Here is a 19,762-nt window from a genome sequence, read left to right on the forward strand (position 1 = left end):
TTTTCGCCCCGCTTGTTTTATGCTCCTGTCTCGGCCGAATGGGAGAATAGGCATGACTGATTTGCAGAACTGGACGCCGCGCCCCAAGCCGGAACGCAAAGTGCTTGAAGGTCGATATGTACGGCTGGAACCGCTGGACCCGAAGAAGCACGGGGACGAACTTTTCGCCGCTTCTTCGGTCACCGATGCAGACCAACGCTTTACGTGGCTGTTCGAGTTTCCGCCCGCAACCTGGGAAGAATTCGAGCCCTGGCTGGAAAAGGTGGCGAAAAGCGAAGACCCGCAGTTTTTCGCCGTCATCGACAAGGCCAGCGGCAAGGTCGCCGGACGCCAGACCCTGATGCGCATCGATTCCGCTCACGGCGCGATTGAAATCGGCAACATCTATTGGGGTCCACTGATTTCGCGCAAGCCCGCCGCCACCGAAGCACAATTCCTGTTCATGCAGTATATTTTCGACGAGCTTGGCTATCGTCGCTACGAATGGAAGTGCAACAACGACAATCTGCCGTCCAAGCGGGCTGCGGAGCGCTTCGGCTTTTCGTTCGAGGGGATTTTCCGCCAGCATATGGTGGCGAAAGGCAAGAACCGCGATACGGCATGGTTTTCCATTCTCGACAGCGAATGGCCTGCCTTGAAGAAAGCCTATCAGGCATGGCTTGCGCCGGAAAACTTTGATAGTGACGGTCAGCAGAAGAAGAAGCTGGAGGAGTTTCGTGATCTTGGCTGAGCGCAAGAAGAGTAATCCGGCAATTGCTGCCGCCATCATCCTGATTGGCTTCGGGGTGCTTGCCTATTTCGTGCCCAGCATCATGCTGGCGCTGGGCGAGCGCTCGCAAATCGCGGCGATTATCTTCCCGATAGTTTTCGTTCTGGGCTTCTTCGCCATTTTTTGGCTGCGCTCGCGCCGCCAGAACAAGGATTAACCAACCAGCGAAGCGCTGAGCAAAAGCGCACCTGTCAGCGCGATGAACAGGGCGGCGGCAACTTCGATTGCCGCCTTCAGCCGTCCGGACATGGCATTGCTGCCTGCAAATCGCAAGGCCGTGTTTTTTGCTGTGACAGCCAGCGTGGCAAGAACAGCCACGGTGATGAATGTGCCGAACGCCATGGCGAAGACTGAAAGCAGTCCGCCGACCATCAGGCCATTCAAAAGCGCAAACGTCAGCACGATCAGCGCGCCGGAGCAGGGACGCAGGCCCACCGAGAAAATCGCCGACCACGCCGTTTTCCAGTTGAAGTCGTCGCCGAGCGTCGACGGATCGGCAATATGGGCGTTGCCGCACGCGGCGCACACATCGCCCTCGCCGATGAAAATATGATCCGATGCAGCAGCGGTTGCGGGTTTGTAATTGAGCTTTACTGTGCTTGTGGCAGCCGCCGCGCGCGTGGTCTGCGAAATACTGCCCTGCCATGCCGGACCGGAAGCCATTGCCGGTTCGGGTGCTGCGGCAAAAAGCGACGAGGCCGGGCTGGGGCTTGCATCGTCTTGCTTCTTGAAAAGTAGCGGTAGTTTGCGCGCCAGAAGCCAAAGGCCGAAAAACAGGATCAGCGCAAAACTTGCAATTTCCATATAACGGGCGGTCTGATTCATGGAAATGCCGGTGCCACGCAGCAGGAACCATGCGAGGCCGACCACGGCGATGGCCATGATGGCCTGCAAAAGCGACGAAATGAACGACAGGAAGATGCCGCGCCGCAGCGCCGTTTCGTTGGCGATCATGTAGGACGAGATGACCGCCTTGCCATGGCCGGGCCCTGCCGCATGAAAAATGCCATAGACGAAGGAAAGTCCGACCAGAACCGAAGCCTGCCAAGGATCTTCACGCATGGCTTTCAACGCATTGGTCATGGCGAGATAAAACGAGCGCTGCTGTTCGTTCATCCAGAGAATGATGTGCGCGAAAGGCCCGGTTGGCTTCATCGCCACCTCATTCGCACCGATACCGAGCGATGACTGCGCATAGGCCTGCGCAACGATCATCGTAAGGCAGAGAGTTAGAATGAAGGTAGCCGGTTTTCTCATCAGCCTGTTTTCCCTTTCGGTTCGCAGTCTATCTCAAGACGGGTCGCGAATATTTTCGACATGTCCGTGCCTGCCGGATCGTTGAAGAAGGCATCGGTCAGTGTCGCCTGATTCTGGGCGAGCGCTTCATCCGGATTGGGGCGCACGACCTTGGAGGTGCAGCCTGCGGGCAGGCCTTTCACAACCAGATCGCTGTCGTTCATGTAATCGATGGCAGTATAGAAAGTCGGGTCGTAGACGCCGAAGCTGACCTTGTGGCCGGGGGCGAGTTTCAACGGCTTTTCAGGCTTGCTCGTAAAGATGATGAGCAGGCGATTGTCGGTGAAATCTGCTGCGAGGTCGGTCGGCCTCGCCATTTTCACGTCCTTGCCATCGTCCAGAACAGTCTGGAAATACTTGAACTCGGCAATCGAGCCGTTGATGACATGGCCGAGGTCGATCAATTCATTCTTGTCGAGCTGCAGATCGCCATTCTTGTCGAATTCCATCAGGACGGTGGAGGAGAAAACGTCGTCGAAACGCCATACATGCGCAAGCTGTTGCACTGTGCCATCGGGGGCTATGGTCAGTTCCAGTCGTGCGTCGGCAAAGACATGCGGGTGAGCGAGCGCAGCCGTCGGCACGAGACCGGCCAGCAGCGCAGCTGCGGCAGACCGAACGAACCTGTTTTTGAGCCAAGACGACGAAACCAGCATAAAACTTTCCGTTAGAGTTTTCCCACGCTTATGCCCGAAGGCGACAAAAGTGCGACGTTCCATTTGCTTTATCGTATATCTTGGTCTCGAAGACCGTTTCACACTTTTCAGGATGCATTCTATTCCCGCTCCTTGAACCATTGGGTCAGAAAATCGACCAATGCCCGGATTTTTGCCGGCAGATAGCGCCGATGTGGATAGACGGCATAGATGCCGCCATCCTTCACGATGAATTCATCCAGACACGCAACCAGCCTGCCGCGCTCGATTTCTTCTTCGGCGATGAAGGCGGGCAGCATGCAGAAGCCAAGCCCGGCGAGTGCTGCATTCTTGGTGGCGACGGGGCTGTTCACCTCGATGGGACCGTTGACGGGAACTGTCATCATCGAGCCATCCGTATTGCGGAAATGCCAATTGTTGCGCGAGCGTGCATTGGTGTCGATGATGCAAGGCCGATCGGCCAGATCTTCTGGACGTTCGGGCTTGCCGACGCGGGAGATGAGTTCGGGCGCGCCGCACAGGATGGAATGGAATGGCGACAGGCGCTTGGCAATGAGGGAAGAGTCCTGCAAACGCGTGATGCGGATCGCAAGATCGAAGCCTTCCTCCACCAGATCGACAAAACGGTCATCCAGCCGCACATCGAGCACAATGTCCGGATGGGCGAGGCAAAAGTCGATCAGCGACTGCCCAATGACGGCATCGGCAAAAGTGCGCGGGGCCGACAGTTTGATACGCCCGCGCGCGTCAGAACTGGTTTCGCTGACAGCATCCTGCAGCGCGTCGATCTCGCGAATGATCTCCACCGCTCGGTGATAATAGGTGTGACCGGCTTCGGTCAGCGAAAATTGCCGCGTGGTACGGTTGAGAAGGCGTGCACCGAGTTCGTCCTCCAATTCCCGCACATATTTGGAAAGAAGCGCCTTGGAGCGCCCGATTTTTCGCGCAGCGGCGGAAAAGCCTTCCGCCTCGACCACGTCGATGAAGGCGCGCATACGTGTGAGGGTGTCCATGGTCTAGCCCCGCTTCCCGATGATGTTTTTGGCCAGCCCGATCAGCGCCCGGTCGCTGCCGCGTGGTCCGATGAAGGAAATCCCGAAAGGTGCGCCCTGCACCTGTCCCAAAGGTAATGTGATCTGCGGCAGGCCGGAAAGTACCGAAAGGCAAAGCAGGCGCAAAGCCTGTTCGCGATAGGCCTGCAAGGTCTCGAAAGGCTCTTTTGCCAGCGGAGCTGCACCCGGTACGGTCGGGAGTGCCAGCACGGCATCATTGCCGACGATCTGTTCGAGTTCCTGCGCGAATTGTGCTCGGCGCATACGCTGGCTGGCAACGAGATCAGCGGCGATTTCCGCACCGAAGGCAAAACGGTCCGCGACGCCGGGGCCGAGCTTGCGATCGCCGGAGGAAATCCAGCCGCCGTGTGTCGCCCAGGCTTCCGCGCCTTGTATGTGGCGGAAGACCAGATAGAGTTCGTCTATCGAGAGCGTCGGCTGGCTCGCCGCCTTGAGACCCGAGAAGTGCGGTCGCACTTGGGCGAACATGGTGCGATAGGCGTCTGTTTCCTGCTGACCGAGCAGAAGCTGTTCCAGAACCGGCATATAGAGAAGTTGCGTCAGCCTGAATTCTCGGGCGTCGTTGCCAAGCAGGATAGAGCCAACGCGGTCGTAAAGGTCGATATCGCGTGCAAACCATCCAATCGTATCGAGCGAGGGCGCAAGCGGCATGATGCCTTCGAGCGGAATGCGGCCATGGGTGGTGCGCAGGCCGACGAGACCGCAAAAGCTTGCAGGTGCCCGAATGGAGCCGCCCGTATCGGAGCCGAGCGCAATATCGGCGAGTTTGCCCGCAACTGCTGCTGCCGAACCGGATGATGAGCCGCCGGTAACGCGGTCCGGTGCTGCCGGATTGATCGGATAGGGGAAATGCGAATTCTGCCCCATCAGGGAGAAGGCAAGTTCGTCGGTCTGCGCCTTGCCGACAAATTCGGCACCGGCGGCGAGGAGCTTCTCCACCACCGGAGCCGATCTTTCGGCGCGAGGTGATTCGGCCTCGATCTGCGGATTCCCGCATCCGGTTGCCATTCCGGCGACGTCATAAATGTCTTTTACGGCCAGCCGTTCACCTTTAAGCGGTCCGTCCGTTGTGTGAACGGGTGACTTTTCGGGTTTTGCAATGATGGCGTTGAAGGGATCGAAACTGGCCATTGTTCACAACATGCAGCAATTAACGGTCTATTTACGCTCTTTCGAGGCAGGTCTGAGCTGCGAATGTTTCACTTATATTGAACAATGGCAAGCGTGCCGTTCAACGCGATCCTGCCAAAATAAATTCGTCCGGAGGAATTTTTGTCATTGAATGGACACGACTTTGCGCTTATATCGCGCTTGCCCAAAGTCGCACGTGCCTGTGGGTGTCCGCCGATCCTCGAATGGTGAGGAATTCGGTACGGTACCTGGACCTAACCGCTCCAGTCGATCTGTTGGCCAACCGCCAGATCGAGGACATCTTGAAGCAACGACGGTGCGGGCCTTTCTAGTGTCTTTCGGCTGTCCAAAAGCCGAAATTACTGAAGAGGCACACCTTCATTGCCAGAAGTGCGGATGCGGTTCTCCAATTCCAATCCAAGGCAGACAAAGCGGAGTAACGCGGGTTTAGCGTTGTTCCATCGCCGCATGAGTTTTCGCGTGACATCAGCACCTCCAAAGGCTGGCCTCACGGCGGATGCGTTCATGCACACTTTGTCCTTAGAGTTTCTCTTGGTCCAAAGAGGACCTGCGAAATTCTCTAAGTCCTTTTCTGCGTAATCCTTTCCGAAAAGTCTGAAACTTTTCGGGGTTACGCACCAGAATACGGCAAGATCAAGCCGTGCGGGAGAACGACCATGGCAACGCAGCGTATCATCGACTTCCTCAACACCCGCCGTCCGGACGGTCCTTGCCTCGTCGTCGACACCGACGTCGTGCGCGACAACTATCAGAGCTTCGAGAAGGCTTTGCCCTATTCGCGCATCTTCTACGCGGTGAAGGCAAATCCTGCGCCGGAAATCCTGCGCCTGCTCGCTTCGCTCGGCTCGTGCTTCGATACTGCGTCGGTTGCTGAAATCGAAATGGCTCTGGAAGCCGGCGCAACGCCAACCCGCATCTCCTATGGCAACACCATCAAGAAGGAGCGCGATATTGCGCGCGCCTTCGAGCTGGGCATTCGCCTTTATGCGGTCGACTGCGTTGAAGAAGTCGAGAAGGTTGCTCGCGCCGCTCCCGGCAGCCGCGTGTTCTGCCGCGTGCTGACGGATGGTGAAGGTGCTGAGTGGCCGCTGTCGCGCAAGTTCGGTTGCGTGCCTGCGATGGCCATCGACGTTCTGCGCCATGCAAAGTCGCTCGGTCTCGATTCCTACGGTGTATCGTTCCACGTCGGCTCGCAGCAGACGGACCTCTCCGCATGGGATCGCGCGCTTGGCGATGCAGCATCGGTGTTCCGCACCCTGGCTGACGAAGGCATTGTCCTGCGCATGGTCAATATGGGCGGCGGGTTCCCGACCCGTTACCTCAAGGACGTGCCGACTGCTCAGGCCTACGGCATGGCGATCTTCGATGCGCTGTCCAAGCATTTCGGCAACCGTATCCCGGAAACCATCATCGAACCGGGTCGCGGCATGGTCGGCAATGCAGGCGTGATCAAGACCGAAGTGGTTCTGGTCTCGCGCAAGGCAGACAACGACAATGTGCGCTGGGTCTATCTCGACATCGGCAAGTTCGGCGGTCTCGCCGAAACCATGGACGAGGCGATCCGCTATCAGATCGTGACCCCGCATGACGGCAGCGAAACCGAACCATGCGTGCTGGCTGGCCCGACCTGCGACAGCGCGGACGTACTTTATGAAAAGACGCCGTACCCGCTGCCGGTCTCGCTGACCATCGGTGATGAAATCCTCATCGAAGGCACGGGCGCATACACCACCACCTATTCGGCGGTGGCGTTCAACGGCTTCGAACCGCTCCGATCCTACGTCATCTGATCATTCAGACTTGGTATGATCCCGAAAAGTGGGAACCGATTTTCGGATTAGATCATATCTTCAAAAGTCCCGAATGATCCTCTCAATCCGCCCAGTGCTGCAAGGCGCTGGGTGGGGTGTGCTGCTGCCGCTTTGCGGGGATAGATGTCATGAATGTAACTCTGGAAATTCAGGAACATACTGCAACCATCGTCGCTCCGGCTTTCACAATAGCGGGCGAAACGCTGGAGCACGTGCTTGCGCGTGAATCGCTGCTGGATCGCGCGATGGGTGAAGGCCGTCGCCGGAAGTCATCGGAAAAGCTGCGTCGCGGTCGCCTGCCTGCGGACGGTCTGGCTTTTGCCGCGCTTGGCGAAGACGGATTGCTTGCAGGTACTGTGCGGCTATGGAATGTCCATGCCGGTCTCGATGTTTTCGGCTTTCCGGTGCCTGCCTTGCTGCTCGGCCCGCTGGCGGTCGATCCGTTCGCTGCCGGTTGCGGTATCGGTTCGGCGTTGATGCGTCGTGCGATCGATGAAGCAAAAGACCGCGGCCATGGCGCGATCATCCTTGTCGGCGATCCGGAATACTACGAGCGTTTCGGCTTCACCGCTGAAAAGACCGGCGAGCTTGCCATGCCCGGCCCTTATGAAAAGCGTCGCTTTCTGGCGTTGGAGCTGAAGCCCGGCCATCTTGACGGGGCGCACGGCATTCTGCGTGCCAGCGGGCGCAAGGTGCCGCGCGTTGAGACCTCTTTGCGGCAGTCCGCGTGAATTAGGGCGCATCCCGAAAAGTGTGAAACGGTTTTCGGAAAAGATGCGCGTCAAAACAAAGAGATAGAGCGCCGATCTGATCCAATCAGATCGAAACGCGCTCTAAGATAGACGCAGCAGCCGTCCGAAGTTGCGGACGGCTGTGATTGCAAGGCCTGCAAGGAAGCCTGCAATCAGCCCGGCAATGACGATCAGCTTGCGCGATGTGCCTGCGGGATCGAGCGGCGGGCGAGCTTCCGACAAAACCCTGACATTGGCCGTATTCAGACCTTCCTGTTCGTTCGTCTCGCGCGAGCGCAGGAGGAAGGCTTCGTAGACCGAGCGCCGTGCTGTGGCTTCGCGCTCAAGCTCACGCAACTTCACCAGATCGCCGCTATTGTTCGCCTGTTGCGATTTTAGCTGCGCCAGGCGGGCAGTGAGGTCCTTTTCCTGCAGCGTGGACCGGGCGACCTCGACCTGCAACGAGGAGCGGATGCGTCGCAATTCGGCATCGATGTCGTTCAGGACCGTGCCTGCCTGCGACTGTGCCTGAATGAGTGCCGGATGGCGCGGCCCAAGCTGGGTGGACAGGCCGCTTGCCGTCTGGCGCGCCTGCGCATATTGCGCGCGCAGCGCGGTCAGCGTGTTGGAACGCAGATCTTCCGGCAAGGTACCGGATACAACACTGTCGGATGTGGCGCTGTTCAGTACCTGCACACGGGCCTGAAGCCGCATTGTTTCAGCGCGCTGGTTGGTCAACTGGTCGTTGAGCCGGGTCAGGTCGTTATCGCTGATCAGCTTGCCGTCGACATTGACGAGATCGCGTGAGGCGCGGAAATCAGCTGCTGCGCGCTCCGCCTGTTCGACATTGGCGCGCATATCGGCAAGACGGTTCGACAGTTCGTCCGAGGTGCGCCGTGCAGCATCGGATTGCACGGATGCAAGCTCGCTCTGGAACACGGAACTGATCGTGTTCGCAAGCGATGCCGATTTCTGCGGATCACGCGTTTTCACCGAGATTGAATAGATGAAGGTCTTGGCGTCGCGACCGATGGCGATGCTCTTGTGCAGATTGTACAGGACGCGGGTTTGCAGTGTCTGGCTGTCGCTTGCCTTTTTGGGCGACAGCATATCCCTGATCTGTGCAAACAGCCCGGCAATGCCGGTCGGAACCAGAGTGCCGTTGAATTCGGGGTCTTTTGTCAGTTCGGTCCTGTCGATCACTTTCAGCAGCACACTGCTGGAATCGATGATGCGTGCCTGGCTTTCCGCAACGGCAAGTGACGCATCGGTCGGGAGCTGACCTGGCGTCAGTTCGTCTCCAACGGTCTTGATATTGCGCGGATCGACCAGAATATCCGTCGATGCGACATACATCTGCGGCAAGGACAATGCATAGAGCGCGGCGACCACACCACCCAGTAGTGTGCTGACAAGCAGTAGCTTGCGCGATCCCCGCAGCACGTCGATAGCGATGCGCGGATCGATCAGTGGTTTCCATTCCGCATCAGGTGCCGGTCCGTCAATGACAGGGCGCTGGCGCTTGATCGGCTCCGGGGCCGGCGCGCGGGTCGGCTCTGGCGTTGGAACGGGAGTTTCGACTGTGACTTTGCGGCGCTCGCGTTCCTGAACCTTGCGTTCCAGTTCCGCCTCGATCAGCGCGACGCGCTTTTGCAGCTCGGCGACATCGGCATCATCCAGTTCCTCTTCGAGAACAGGTTCCGCCGGTTCTGGTGTTTCCTGCGCAGCATGATCGTGCTGGCGAAAGAACGCGGCGCGTTCATCCGGCGTCGCCGGTGGTGTCCAGGGTGGTGCGGTTTCGCTGTCAAAACGACCAGCGGGGCGAGCGTCGGAGAATGCGAGAAGAGGTTTCTCAACTCCCGCCTTTCTGCGCTCCTCGTGATCGCTCATTGCCGAAATCGTCCGTGTCTGTAAGCCGTCTCAACCGTTTCCGGCGCCAACGGCTGCTTTGAAATCCATAAGCCAAGGCTTCCGCATGCCAAACGGGAATCCGATTGGCTCGCACCTCAAGGCCGAATGTAATTTTTTATAGAAAACAAAACGTTAAAATAATGTCGAGGTGAAGTGCCAATTCCTTGAATCTGCAACTTTAGCTTTTGCTTGTTTACTCTTTGAGCTTGCAAAGAAGAGTTTAAGTCTTTTTAGCTAAACCCCGATTATGCCTCCGTTCCAACGAACAGGCACATGCACCAGACTATGATAGGCGAGGCTCCCTGTTGATAGCGAAAGCGCTCCGGAAACTGTCAGGCAATAACGCCGGAATGGTGCGCGATTACCTGTCCCTGTTTTCCGGATCCGCTGGCAGGCTGGTCGTCTCGCTTGTCTATTTCATTGCGCTTGCAAACACACTGCCGACCGGTGATTTCGGCATATTTGCCACTGCGTCGGGCACAGGCGTGGTTCTGTCACGCATCGTTTCTCTGGGCTTCAGTTCGCCGCTTTATCGCATATCGACAGTGAAGCCGCGCCTGCTCGGCATCTATACGGCGGGTTTTCTTGTCGCTCTTCTGGTTTCCCTGCCACTGTTCGCACTGGCGTCCTGGCTGGTCTATTTCGTCTTTTTCAGCCGCGACATTTCATTTCTGCCTTTTGCCGTGGTGGTATTTGCGGAAGCCTTGCTCTGGCGTTCGACGGAAATCATCATCATCGTCAACAATGGCCTGCGCCGGTTCGGCATATCGGCGGGGCTGGTGATTTTCGGAACAGCCACGCGCGCTGTGGCGGCTGTCCTGTTCATGTGGCTGGCGAGTGTTCATGACATCGCCCATTGGGCGTGGTGGTATGCGGCGGCCAATGGCGTTGCGCTGCTGACGGCGCTGAAATTCTATCCGTCTATCCGGCTCCGCTTCAAACCGGTTCTCTATATGCGGCGGCTTTCGGATGCGATTGCAGTCATGGGGGCCGAACTGCTGTTCTATATTCAGGCCGAGCTCGACAAGCTTCTTGTGCTGACCGTTGGCGGGCCTGCGACGGCGGGTCTTTATGCGATCATCATGCGGCTTGTCGATCTGACAGCTTTGCCTGTGCGGTCCTTCAACATGATGCTGGTGCAAAAGCTTATGCGTACGCCGGACATGTTGTCCTCTTTGCGCATCCGCGCCGGGCTGGAACTTGCAGTCTTTGCCGTCTCGGTGGCAGGTCTTGGCGCTATGGTCGTGTTCCTGCAAATCTTCCCGAACGCACTCGGTTCAAGCGTTGCCCCGATTGTCGGGCTGCTGCCGCTGGTGTTGCTCGTACCGGGTTTTCGCAACCTCATCGAGTATCAGACCGAAATTCTCTATGCGCGCGGCCAGTCCGGTCTGAGGACATTGAGCATGGTGCTGATGACCGCTGCCAAGGCATTCTTCGTCTGGCTTCTGCTCGTGAATTATGCCGATAATCACGACTGGATTCTCGGCCTCAACGTCGTATTCGCCGGGCTCTATCTGCTGTCGCTGGTTTTCACCTATACGAGCATTCGTTTGCCGGCAAAACGTGTTTGAGATTTAGGCTCCGATAATCCGCCGAATGTCATCGACCGAAAGGCCGAGGAAGGACTGCATGCCTATGGCGACCTGATGCGGTTCCATTTCCGCGATGAAGGTGCGGAATTCCTCTTCGCTCGGCGGTGGTGCGAACCATTGCATCCGGCACAGATCATGGGTGTCGCTGTAATGACCGGAGCCGTGCAGGACGTCATCGACATAGCGACCATAGATGAAGCACTCGGAGAAACGACGTATATTGCCAAGGGCTGCCACCCAATGTTGTCCGGTATGGGCTTCGATCCTTTCGCACATGGAAATCACGCTATCGCGCCGCCATGAGACCAGCTGGCCGATATAGTCGTTCAGCCCGCTTTTCCCTTTCCTGATGCCGAGCAGCTTTGCCGCATTGGCCGCCCAGACCGGATGCTCGGGCCATTCCGGATTTGCAAGCGCATTGGGACGCACGAAAAGCCGGAGCTTTTCGTGGTGCCAGAGTGTGTCGCAATCGAAGGGACGCAGAAAAGCCGTGTCGGAATCCGTATAGAGAAATCCATCTTCCTCCACGGCACCGGCAAGTGCGATGCGGCGCAGCTGTTGCACATGCCAGCCGCGCAGCGGCTTGGTTCTGAGTGAGAGCCAAACGCGCCTGCGCCACAGATAGGTCGGGTCCCAGAAGGCGTGGAGCCATGAGGGCAGCAGATCGCGTTCATCGATGATGACGCGTTGTGTGCTTTCGAGTTTGCGGAACAGGGCAACGTCCTTGCTGTCGACAAGGATATAGTGCTTCGTGAAACCGCTGACATATTTGTCTATGGTTTCACAAAGCAGCTTGCAGCGCTCGAAATCCTGATCCCAACTGGCTGTGACGATTGCGGTTTTCACCGGGGCTCTCCCTTCATCCAGCCTTTGGCAACGCGCCACAGAAATACGGGATTGCCGATGAGATAACGTTTTGCGAGCCGTCGCGGTTCCTGTAGCAGCCGGTGCACCCATTCCATCTGGATCTTGCGCACCCAGTGCGGGGCGCGTTGCACACGACCCGTGTGCAGGTCGAACAGCGCGCCGACCGCACTCGCCACCGTGCAATGCTCCGCCGTGATATGCTTGTCGATGAAGAGTTCCTGGCGCGGAACGCCCATGGCGACGAGCAGGATATCGGGATGAAATTCCTTGAGCTGACCGAGAATGCTGTCGAGATCTGCGGGCTTGAAGAAGCCGTCGGAAATGACGCGATATTCATGGTACGGTATCTGCTGCATGAAGAGCTGCGCGGTATCGGCGGCAACGCCCGGACCGCCACCGAGAAGTGCAACCTTCAGCGGGCGTTTCATATGCTGCAGAAGGCCCGGAATGAAGTCTGTTCCGTTAAGATTTGCAGGGAACTTGCTGCCATAGGCGACCTTGCTTGCAATATCGACGCCCACACCGTCGGGCAGGATCAGGAAATCCTGCAATGCAGTGCGGTAAGCTGGGTCGGTATCCGTAATGTTGGAATTGTTGGCATTGAGCCAACCCTGTTTCATGAACCGGCCTTCATTGATGCGGTTCTCGAAAAAGGCAAAGGCGCCGGCCCAGTCAAAACAGGCGACCTTCACGCCAAGGATATTCCGGTAAGTGACATTTTCGGTATGCATCATGCCTGGTCCGTATTTTTCTCTTCGCCATGAAGTGCTTGCAGACCTCTGGCAACTGCGCGGTCCATGCCTTCGATTTGTGACCCTGTAAAGGCTTTGCCGTCCAGTCTCTGGCGATCCCCCAACCTTATCTTTTCAATGCGCTCGACGATTGCCGCAGCGAATGCCTTCGGGTCGTCGGCAATGGTGCAATTGTCCGGAATATTGCCGATACCGCGCACGGAATGCGATGTCGCGACACTTGGCATGCCCAGTTCGAATGTCTCGATGGTCTTGAGCTGCACGCCGGTTCCCGCACGGCTGATGAGCGGTACAAGCGCGCCGCTTTCGACAAATTCAGTCGCGTCCGGCACCTTGCCGACGAAATTGATATCGGACCCCACACCCGACCATGTAGCAATCAGATCGGCGGGCGTGTTGCCCGCAATTGCGATGGAAATATCGTCTGGAAGATGCGGCTTTACCTCGCGCAGGAACCATTCGAGCCCGATGCGGTTTGGGTGCCAAGTCCATGTGCCGATCAGGGCGAGGTCGTACTTGACAGGCCGCTGCTGTGCGGCTTGCATCCCGCCCGGCGTAACAAGCGGCATTGTCGCAAACCGATCAGGGCCGAGGCCGAGCGCCGGCCCGTCATCTTCGGCGAAAGTGAAAACGAAGCGGGCATTCCCGATGAGACGGCTTTCCAATCCTTTCAGAATACGGGCTTCGCGACCAAACAGGAATTTCTGGACGAAGCTTCCGGCGTCGGCGGCGTTTTCTTCTGCCGAGCGATATTCCACATTATGCGCCACGAACAGCGAGGGCTTGTCCTTGAAGATGTCTTCAAATGCACCGGGCAAGGTCACGCCGTTCAGCACATAGGCATCGAACGGGCCGATCTTGGCGATGGCCGCGTGCAGTGTCTCAGCTGGTATCACCCGCAGCTTCGCCGAGGAAACCGTAAGGCCGGTCAGGAAGGATTTCAGCACCCAGCCGATCTTGCGCTTGATACCCGCGCCTTCGGTCCGTACTTCGACTTCGCCCAGAACGACAGTATCTGCAGCATCGGCTTTCACGCCCGGCCATGTGAAGCCAAGGACGGTCACCTTTGCTCCCGAACGACGCAAGCCGTCGACCACGGCGGCGTTTGCCACTTCATAGCCGGTGGTCGGTACTCCGTGCGGAACAATCGATGTCACGAAAACAAGGTGAGGGGACGGCAATTCAACTCCTGAACAATCATTTTCGCGCTGGCAGCATCAAAAATAATGGTGCGCGCTCAAGCTTTTCCTAATGCATTATTCATCTTAAAACCCTTAACATTTCGGGTCGGTATGCTCTATGATAGTTTTGACCAGTGTTTATAGTCCTGCGGTGAACTTTTCTTTAAATGTTTTTCAATAGTGGCGGATAAACAAATATAGAAGTTCGAAATATCCGGTAGCGTTTATGTCTGATTTACCTAGTCATATACAAGTAATTGCTAAAACTCCTGGGCTTCGTTTCGATGAAGTCGAGGTGGTGGTAACGCTGCCGACGTTCCGCCGTCCGGAGCATGTCATCCGGACGCTGGATACGCTGAATGCTCAGGTCACGAGCCGCCGCTTCGCGGTCGTGGTGATCGAGAACGAGGCGGAGGACCAGGAAGGCGCCAAGGTTGCGGCGCCTCAGTTCGAGGCCGGAAAATATACCGGCATGCTGATTGTCGAATCCCATCGCGGCAACTGCAACGCATATAATGCGGGCTGGCTGACGGCGATGACCTACTTTCCGAACTTCAAATATGTCATCGTCATCGATGACGATGAACTGGCTGATCCGGCCTGGATCGAAAACATGGTAGCCACTGCCGAGCGTTATAACGCCAGCCTCGTCGGTGGCCCGCAATATCCGATCTTTGAAAAGCCGGGCGCAGAAAAATGGGCGCGACATCCTGTCTTCCTGCCGCATTATAACAAGACCGGCCCGGTTCCGATCATCTATTCATCCGGTAATCTGCTCATTGCGCGTCCGGTTCTGGAAGCCATTGGCTATCCGTTCATGGACCTGAAGTTCAACTTCACCGGCGGCGGCGATTCAGATTTCATCAATCGTTCACGGGCCAAGGGATTTAATATCGCATGGTGCAATGAAGGCATTGTCCGTGAAACCATTCCGGCGCGGCGGCTGGAGAGCGACTGGATCACGGCGCGCGGCTTGCGCAACGGTGTTCTGTCGACACTGATCGAACAGCGCCAGCGCAAGGACGAGCCTTTCGGTCAGGTCCGTGTCTTTTTGAAAAGCGTTGCACTTCTGGGTTATTCTCCAATCAAGGCGCTGCGGCGCGGATTCGCGGCGCGCTTCGTGCCGGTCGGGACCTATTTCATCCATATCGGGTTGGGCCGGGTCATGGCCCATTTTGGATATCTGAATGAGCAGTATCGCAACCCGGACAAGAACTGACACCCGCTCCGACGTTGCAGCGCAAACCGATATGCGGGCGACGATCCGTACGATTGCACTTGTTATCGCCACGATAACGTTCTGCATCCTGCTGATTTCATTCCGTCCGTTCAATCCGCTGAGTGCCGCAGCCGATGGTGCCGCATCGGGCGGCGGCGATGTCATCAATCAGCTTGGTTTCGGTTGCCTCGGCGCGGTGGCGCTTCTGTCGCTTGCGATGTTTGCCGACCCGAAAAAAGTGGTCAAAATTGTCAGCCCCGGATGGCTGTTGATGTTCGCCTTCCTGTTCGCATCGGTTTTCGCAAGCCTCGATCCGTCAACCGCCATGCGCGGCGTGCTTTTGACGATGATCGGCATTCTGACCGTCATCGCTGTTTTGAGCCTGCCGCAGGATGGCGATGCCTATTCGTCGATGCTGGTCGCGGTGGCTTCGGTCGTGATTGTCATTTCCTATGCGGGCGTCCTCCTCCTGCCAAATCTCGGGACACACGGCGCCGACGCTCTGGAGCCGCAAAACGCCTATCTCTGGCGCGGTGTCTTCACGCACAAGAACATTGCCGGTCCGGTCATGGCCGCTTTTGCCTTTGCCGGTGTCTATCTGTGGCGGCGCGGCTGGCGCGTAAGCGGTTTTCTGATTGCGGTTTCTGCATTGATCTTCGTTTCGCAGACCGGATCGAAAACCACTGCGGCACTGGTGCCGCTCGCCATGCTGCTCGTGATCGGCCCCGGCATTTTTGGTCTCCGTTTTCTTGCGCCGGTGGCAGTTTTCACGATCCAGTTTCTGCTCGCGCTGTTCACCTTCGGCACGGTTCTTTTCGAGCCGATGCACCAGCTCGTTTTGCAGCTTGATGTTGATCCGACCTTCACCGGACGCACTTCCATCTGGGCCTTTGCCGTTGAGGCGCTTTCCGATCGCCCTTGGACCGGTTTCGGCTATGAAAGCTTCTGGGGCACGCCAATCGTGAAAGAGGCGGCGAATCCCTATTATCTGGATTGGGATGTGCGCGGCATCGTGCATGGACATAATGGCTATCTCGATATTGCATTATCGATGGGGATTCCGGCGCTGATCTGCGCCATCTTGGCCATCATCGTCATGCCGCTGATCAATTATCTGCGGTGCCGTCCGGTGCGCGAAAATCTGCTGCTTGCCGATTTCTTCCTGATGATCGTCTTCTTCGGAACGTTGAACGCCATGCTGGAAAGCTTCTTCTTTCGCCGCATGGACCCGGTCTGGCTTACGCTCGTCTTTGCGATATTCGGCCTCAGACTGACCGCGAAAATTATCATTCCCAAACGATAGAGCGGTTCCGGTTAAAACAGAATCGTAGAACCGCTCTATCTCTTTGTTTATACGCATTATCCAACGCAAAACCGCTTCGCACTTTTGCTGGAAATGCTTTTAGCCGGAGCCAATTCATGAATATCGCAATCGTCGGAACCGGGTTTGTTGCCGACTATTATATGACCACGCTGCGCAATTATCCCGAGCTGAAGCTGCGCGGGGTCTATGATCGGTCACCTGAACGACTGAAAGCGTTCTGCGCGCACTATTCAGTTAGCGCCTATGAAAGTTTCGAGGCCGTGCTGGCCGATCCAGACGTGCAGATCGTCGTCAATCTGACAACACCTGAAAGCCATTTTGAAATCTCGCATGCAGCACTTTCCGCCGGAAAACATGTCTATTCCGAAAAACCGCTGGCTATGAATTATGAGGATGCGGAAGCGCTGGTCGCTTTTGCACAGCAAGCTGGCCTCACGTTGGCGGCGGCCCCGGCAAACGGCCTCAGCGAAGCCTATCGTCTGGTAGCAAGCGTGATCAACGGGATCGGCATGCCGCGGCTGGTTTATGCCGAAATGGAAGACGGCCCGGTGTTTCGTGACAAATGGTCGACCTGGCGTTCCCAGTCGGGAGCGCCATGGCCGGGCCTGCACGAGTTCGAGATCGGTTGTACGCTGGAACATGCAGGCTATGCGCTGTCTTGGCTGGTGTCGCTGTTCGGCCCGGTCGAGAGCGTTTCGGCATTTTCCGCCATAACCTTTCCCGACAAGGGGCCGGGGACCGAACATCTGCATATGGCGCCCGATTTTTCGGTCGGCTGTCTTGTTTTCAGGTCGGGGTTGGTGGCACGCCTCACATCCGGGCTTGCGATGCCGAAGGATCGCAGCCTGACAATCGTTGCCGACAAGGGCTCGATTGTGGTGGATGATCTCTGGGATAATCGCTCGGCTGTCCGTCTTGAGCGCACGGAAGAAAAACGCCGTTTTCTGGCGCGCCTGTTCGGTATTCTGGAAATGCGCATCGGCAAGTTCCTGTCATGGAAACCGACCGTCGGTCAAAAGCTCTCCTATCCGAAGGCCGACAAGCGGTCGCTGCCGATGTATCCTTCGCAGATCGATTTCGTGCGCGGTATTGCCGATCAGGCTCGGGCTATCCAAACTGGCGATAAGGCATTCTTTTCCGGTGATGTGGCGTTGCATATCACTGAAATCGCGCTTGCCTTGAACAATGCTGGCGAAAATGCACAGCCTTACAGGATGAGAAGCAGCTTCTAGCCTTTAGAGCGTGATGTTTTTAAGTTGAATCGTTATCCCGCTCTAAACTTTTGTTTGAGCATGATTTTATCCGAAAACCGGTTCCCACTTTTCGGAATCATGCTCTAGCCAGCACCTTGCGGACGATATCGGCAACGGCTGCACTCTGGTCGAGTGGCATGATCGCATTGGAGATTTGGCCGCTTCGCACCGCATCGCGGACCGCTTCGGCCTGAAACTGCAGCCCGTTGCCGGAAAAGGCATGAGTTTCGATTGTGCGGCCCGGCAGGGGCAGACGGTTCATAACCTTGCCGACAAGGCCTTTGCCGCCATTCGGCCCGAGCGACGACCGCGCCGCAAAGGCTGAAAACAGAGTCAGCCTCTGGGCTTTCAGAAACGGCGCGTGGATGAGGATCGTGCCCCTGGTTCCCTCGATCAGCATGCGATTGTCGCCGTCGCGGTCGAAGCCGCAGGAGAGGCTGGCCGTGGCACCCTGCCAGCCAAGCTGGAACTCGGTGCGCATGTCCACGCCGCTTTTGGCACGCTGCCAGCGACCATCGACATGATCCGGCAGACCGAGAAAATACAATGCAAGCGAAACCGGATACACACCCAGATCGAATGCTGCGCCGCCGCCAAGGTCCGGGCTGAAGAAGCGGCTTTGCGGGTCGTAGGCACGGATATAGGAAAGATCGGCTTCGATGCGCGTCACAGTGCCGATGCGACTATTATCGATATGCTGTTTGGTAGCGCGGATAGCAGGCAGAAACCGGCTCCACATGGCTTCCATGGCGAAGACGTTTTTTGCTTTTGCCGCAGCTTCGATCTGCCGCGCGCCAGCAGCATCCAGCGAGAGCGGCTTTTCAATCAGGCAGGGCTTGCCCGCTGCGATTGCCTGCATGGCTTGCAGCACATGCATGGCACTCGGGGTAGCAATATAGACGGCATCGATATCGGCGTCGGAAAGAAATTCACCTGAATCGCCAAACGCCTTGTCGGCGCCGATACGTCGCCGGAATGTTTCGGCGGTCTCTGATGCTCGCGAGCAGACTGCGGTAACGCGCATTCCGGTACTTGCCTGAATATCGGCAGCAAAGGCGGCGGCTATCGTGCCTGTGCCCCAAATGCCCCAGCGGAAATCCGTTTTTACCTGCTTGTCGCGATTCACGTGCTTGCCCCACCGCTTCATACAGGTGCTATATAACCCATGTAGGGGCTGTCGAGTATTAGTTTTGGAGCGCGGTATGGATGAAAATTGCACAGGTTTAGGAGCAAAACCGAAGGTGGAGTAGTTCTCCATCAAGGTTTTGCGACGCGAAACTGGGCCATTTTCACCATATCCCTTCGGGACGTGGCGGATTTTCTCCCTGAATGCGTCGAACAGCCCTTGTGGAGAATTACTCCACCGCGGTCTGTCCTCCTGTTCAGGAACAAAATCCGTCTCACGCCACGCCCGAAACCTAATACCCGACAGCCCCTAATGCGGCTAACGAAGTTTGTTTATCCTGTCAGGGGAGGTGGACGTGATGCGTGGATTTGTCGTGGCTGTGGCGCGGGATGGCGAGCATCGTTTTTCAAAGCAGGTTGTGCCGGAAATCCGCATCGTCACAGGACTCGGCGTCGAAGGCGACGCGCATCAAGGCGTGACGGTGAAGCACCGTTCACGCGTGCGGGCCGACCCGACGCAACCCAATCTGCGGCAGGTGCATCTCATTCATGCCGAGCTTTTCGACGAGCTTGCGGAAAAGGGTTTTGATGTCGCGCCCGCAGATCTTGGCGAGAACGTCACCACGCGCGGCGTTGATCTTCTGGGGCTGCCGCAGGGCGCTTTGATCCGAATTGGCGACGAGGTCGTTCTGGAAACAACGGGCCTGCGCAACCCTTGCTCCCAGATAGAGAATTTCCAGACCGGGCTTCTCGATGCTGTGCTGGATCGCACGCCCGATGGCGAACTTGTTCGCAAGTCCGGCATCATGACCGTCGTTTTTGCAGGCGGCACGGTGAAGGCGGATGACGCGATAATTGTCGAATTGCCGCCGCTGCCGCATCGCAAGCTGGAACGGGTGTGAAGTGCGCGAAATACAGGTTTTTGGGGTGAGCTAACCGATTTAACCAGACGCTTCCACGGGCAAAACCGGTGATTTTCGTCATGGGAGGTCTATCAACTTTGCGTCATATGCCCTAGATCATCCCACAATAGGATACAGATTGACATGC

18 protein-coding genes are annotated in these 19,762 nt (G+C 57.1%); 9 read left to right on the forward strand and 9 right to left on the reverse strand.

Annotated elements, in window-relative coordinates:
• Window positions 1–52 precede the first annotated feature (52 nt).
• Both CES86_RS26605 and CES86_RS26610 read left to right on the forward strand, forming a co-directional pair.
• Window positions 53–730: a GNAT family N-acetyltransferase gene (locus tag CES86_RS26605; protein ID WP_094515858.1), complete on the forward strand. Its 678-nt coding sequence runs from the start codon at window positions 53–55 to the stop codon at window positions 728–730.
• Complete coding sequence (locus CES86_RS26610) at window positions 717–926, forward strand: hypothetical protein (RefSeq protein WP_010660689.1); 210 nt, start codon at window positions 717–719, stop codon at window positions 924–926. Before CES86_RS26605 ends, CES86_RS26610 begins: the two co-directional genes overlap by 14 nt.
• On the opposite strand, the gene CES86_RS26615 is transcribed toward CES86_RS26610, so the two are convergent.
• From CES86_RS26615 to CES86_RS26630, 4 genes are all read right to left on the reverse strand, one after another.
• Window positions 923–2,026 (reverse strand): nickel/cobalt transporter, encoded by a 1,104-nt coding sequence (locus CES86_RS26615; RefSeq protein WP_094515859.1) that lies wholly within the window; start codon window positions 2,024–2,026, stop codon window positions 923–925. The two genes, CES86_RS26610 and CES86_RS26615, sit on opposite strands and share 4 nt — an antisense overlap.
• A complete protein-coding gene (locus CES86_RS26620) occupies window positions 2,026–2,721 on the reverse strand; it encodes a DUF1007 family protein (RefSeq protein WP_094515860.1) in 696 nt (231 codons plus the stop codon). Before CES86_RS26620 ends, CES86_RS26615 begins: the two co-directional genes overlap by 1 nt.
• A gap of 119 nt (window positions 2,722–2,840) precedes the next feature.
• Window positions 2,841–3,734 (reverse strand): LysR family transcriptional regulator, encoded by an 894-nt coding sequence (locus CES86_RS26625; RefSeq protein WP_010660692.1) that lies wholly within the window; start codon window positions 3,732–3,734, stop codon window positions 2,841–2,843.
• A 3-nt stretch (window positions 3,735–3,737) separates the two neighbouring features.
• Window positions 3,738–4,925: an amidase gene (locus CES86_RS26630; RefSeq protein WP_094515861.1), complete on the reverse strand. Its 1,188-nt coding sequence runs from the start codon at window positions 4,923–4,925 to the stop codon at window positions 3,738–3,740.
• Window positions 4,926–5,602: 677 nt separating this feature from the next.
• Here CES86_RS26630 and odc2 point away from each other — a divergent pair.
• The gene (gene odc2, locus CES86_RS26635; RefSeq protein ID WP_010660694.1) at window positions 5,603–6,736 is read left to right on the forward strand and encodes an ornithine/lysine decarboxylase; all 1,134 of its coding nucleotides are present in this window, start codon (window positions 5,603–5,605) and stop codon (window positions 6,734–6,736) included.
• Window positions 6,737–6,885: 149 nt separating this feature from the next.
• Entirely contained in the window at window positions 6,886–7,488 is a 603-nt protein-coding gene (locus CES86_RS26640) for a GNAT family N-acetyltransferase (protein WP_094515862.1), read from the forward strand.
• A gap of 102 nt (window positions 7,489–7,590) precedes the next feature.
• Here the strand turns inward: CES86_RS26640 and CES86_RS26645 are convergent, their stop codons facing one another.
• Window positions 7,591–9,378 (reverse strand): GumC family protein, encoded by a 1,788-nt coding sequence (locus CES86_RS26645; protein ID WP_094515863.1) that lies wholly within the window; start codon window positions 9,376–9,378, stop codon window positions 7,591–7,593.
• Window positions 9,379–9,704: 326 nt separating this feature from the next.
• Here CES86_RS26645 and CES86_RS26650 point away from each other — a divergent pair, with 326 nt between their 5' ends.
• Window positions 9,705–10,970, forward strand: a complete 1,266-nt coding sequence (locus CES86_RS26650; RefSeq protein WP_094515864.1) for a lipopolysaccharide biosynthesis protein — start codon at window positions 9,705–9,707, stop codon at window positions 10,968–10,970.
• A gap of 3 nt (window positions 10,971–10,973) precedes the next feature.
• Here the strand turns inward: CES86_RS26650 and CES86_RS26655 are convergent, their stop codons facing one another.
• Genes CES86_RS26655 through CES86_RS26665 form a run of 3 tightly spaced genes read right to left on the reverse strand, consistent with a single transcriptional unit; the run spans window position 10,974 to window position 13,791 of the window.
• Window positions 10,974–11,837 carry a DUF6492 family protein gene (locus CES86_RS26655; RefSeq protein WP_181834089.1) on the reverse strand — a complete coding sequence of 288 codons (864 nt, stop codon included), beginning with the start codon at window positions 11,835–11,837 and terminating at the stop codon, window positions 10,974–10,976.
• Window positions 11,834–12,592: a WecB/TagA/CpsF family glycosyltransferase gene (locus tag CES86_RS26660; protein ID WP_094515866.1), complete on the reverse strand. Its 759-nt coding sequence runs from the start codon at window positions 12,590–12,592 to the stop codon at window positions 11,834–11,836. Before CES86_RS26660 ends, CES86_RS26655 begins: the two co-directional genes overlap by 4 nt.
• Window positions 12,589–13,791, reverse strand: a complete 1,203-nt coding sequence (locus CES86_RS26665) for a glycosyltransferase (RefSeq protein ID WP_094515867.1) — start codon at window positions 13,789–13,791, stop codon at window positions 12,589–12,591. The genes CES86_RS26660 and CES86_RS26665 overlap by 4 nt, the downstream gene beginning before the upstream one ends.
• Window positions 13,792–14,017: 226 nt before the next feature.
• Between CES86_RS26665 and CES86_RS26670 the strand changes: the two genes are divergently transcribed.
• From CES86_RS26670 to CES86_RS26680, 3 genes are all read left to right on the forward strand, one after another.
• Window positions 14,018–15,010, forward strand: coding sequence for a glycosyltransferase family 2 protein (locus tag CES86_RS26670; protein WP_010660701.1), 993 nt, complete (start codon window positions 14,018–14,020; stop codon window positions 15,008–15,010).
• Window positions 14,979–16,313, forward strand: coding sequence for an O-antigen ligase family protein (locus tag CES86_RS26675; protein ID WP_094515868.1), 1,335 nt, complete (start codon window positions 14,979–14,981; stop codon window positions 16,311–16,313). The genes CES86_RS26670 and CES86_RS26675 overlap by 32 nt, the downstream gene beginning before the upstream one ends.
• A gap of 116 nt (window positions 16,314–16,429) precedes the next feature.
• Window positions 16,430–17,566: a Gfo/Idh/MocA family protein gene (locus CES86_RS26680; RefSeq protein ID WP_094515869.1), complete on the forward strand. Its 1,137-nt coding sequence runs from the start codon at window positions 16,430–16,432 to the stop codon at window positions 17,564–17,566.
• A gap of 97 nt (window positions 17,567–17,663) precedes the next feature.
• Here CES86_RS26680 and CES86_RS26685 read toward each other — a convergent pair whose 3' ends face one another.
• Window positions 17,664–18,713: a Gfo/Idh/MocA family protein gene (locus CES86_RS26685; protein ID WP_094515870.1), complete on the reverse strand. Its 1,050-nt coding sequence runs from the start codon at window positions 18,711–18,713 to the stop codon at window positions 17,664–17,666.
• A 358-nt stretch (window positions 18,714–19,071) separates the two neighbouring features.
• On the opposite strand from CES86_RS26685, the gene CES86_RS26690 reads away from it, so the two are divergent.
• Window positions 19,072–19,614: an MOSC domain-containing protein gene (locus CES86_RS26690; RefSeq protein WP_094515871.1), complete on the forward strand. Its 543-nt coding sequence runs from the start codon at window positions 19,072–19,074 to the stop codon at window positions 19,612–19,614.
• Window positions 19,615–19,762: the final 148 nt, after the last annotated feature.

Origin of the sequence: Brucella lupini, assembly GCF_002252535.1 — a bacterium.
In the GTDB taxonomy this organism is placed as follows: Bacteria; Pseudomonadota; Alphaproteobacteria; order Rhizobiales; family Rhizobiaceae; genus Brucella; species Brucella anthropi.

Excerpts from the sequence above, each read along its gene's own strand:
- CES86_RS26605 (WP_094515858.1), top strand. The coding sequence starts at position 53 with ATGACTGATTTGCAGAACTGGACGCCGCGCCCCAAGCCGGAACGCAAA.
- CES86_RS26615 (WP_094515859.1), bottom strand. The coding sequence starts at position 2,026 with ATGAGAAAACCGGCTACCTTCATTCTAACTCTCTGCCTTACGATGATC.
- CES86_RS26620 (WP_094515860.1), bottom strand. The coding sequence starts at position 2,721 with ATGCTGGTTTCGTCGTCTTGGCTCAAAAACAGGTTCGTTCGGTCTGCC.
- CES86_RS26625 (WP_010660692.1), bottom strand. The coding sequence starts at position 3,734 with ATGGACACCCTCACACGTATGCGCGCCTTCATCGACGTGGTCGAGGCG.
- CES86_RS26630 (WP_094515861.1), bottom strand. The coding sequence starts at position 4,925 with ATGGCCAGTTTCGATCCCTTCAACGCCATCATTGCAAAACCCGAAAAG.
- odc2 (WP_010660694.1), top strand. The coding sequence starts at position 5,603 with ATGGCAACGCAGCGTATCATCGACTTCCTCAACACCCGCCGTCCGGAC.
- CES86_RS26640 (WP_094515862.1), top strand. The coding sequence starts at position 6,886 with ATGAATGTAACTCTGGAAATTCAGGAACATACTGCAACCATCGTCGCT.
- CES86_RS26645 (WP_094515863.1), bottom strand. The coding sequence starts at position 9,378 with ATGAGCGATCACGAGGAGCGCAGAAAGGCGGGAGTTGAGAAACCTCTT.
- CES86_RS26660 (WP_094515866.1), bottom strand. The coding sequence starts at position 12,592 with ATGATGCATACCGAAAATGTCACTTACCGGAATATCCTTGGCGTGAAG.
- CES86_RS26670 (WP_010660701.1), top strand. The coding sequence starts at position 14,018 with ATGTCTGATTTACCTAGTCATATACAAGTAATTGCTAAAACTCCTGGG.
- CES86_RS26675 (WP_094515868.1), top strand. The coding sequence starts at position 14,979 with ATGAGCAGTATCGCAACCCGGACAAGAACTGACACCCGCTCCGACGTT.
- CES86_RS26680 (WP_094515869.1), top strand. The coding sequence starts at position 16,430 with ATGAATATCGCAATCGTCGGAACCGGGTTTGTTGCCGACTATTATATG.
- CES86_RS26690 (WP_094515871.1), top strand. The coding sequence starts at position 19,072 with ATGCGTGGATTTGTCGTGGCTGTGGCGCGGGATGGCGAGCATCGTTTT.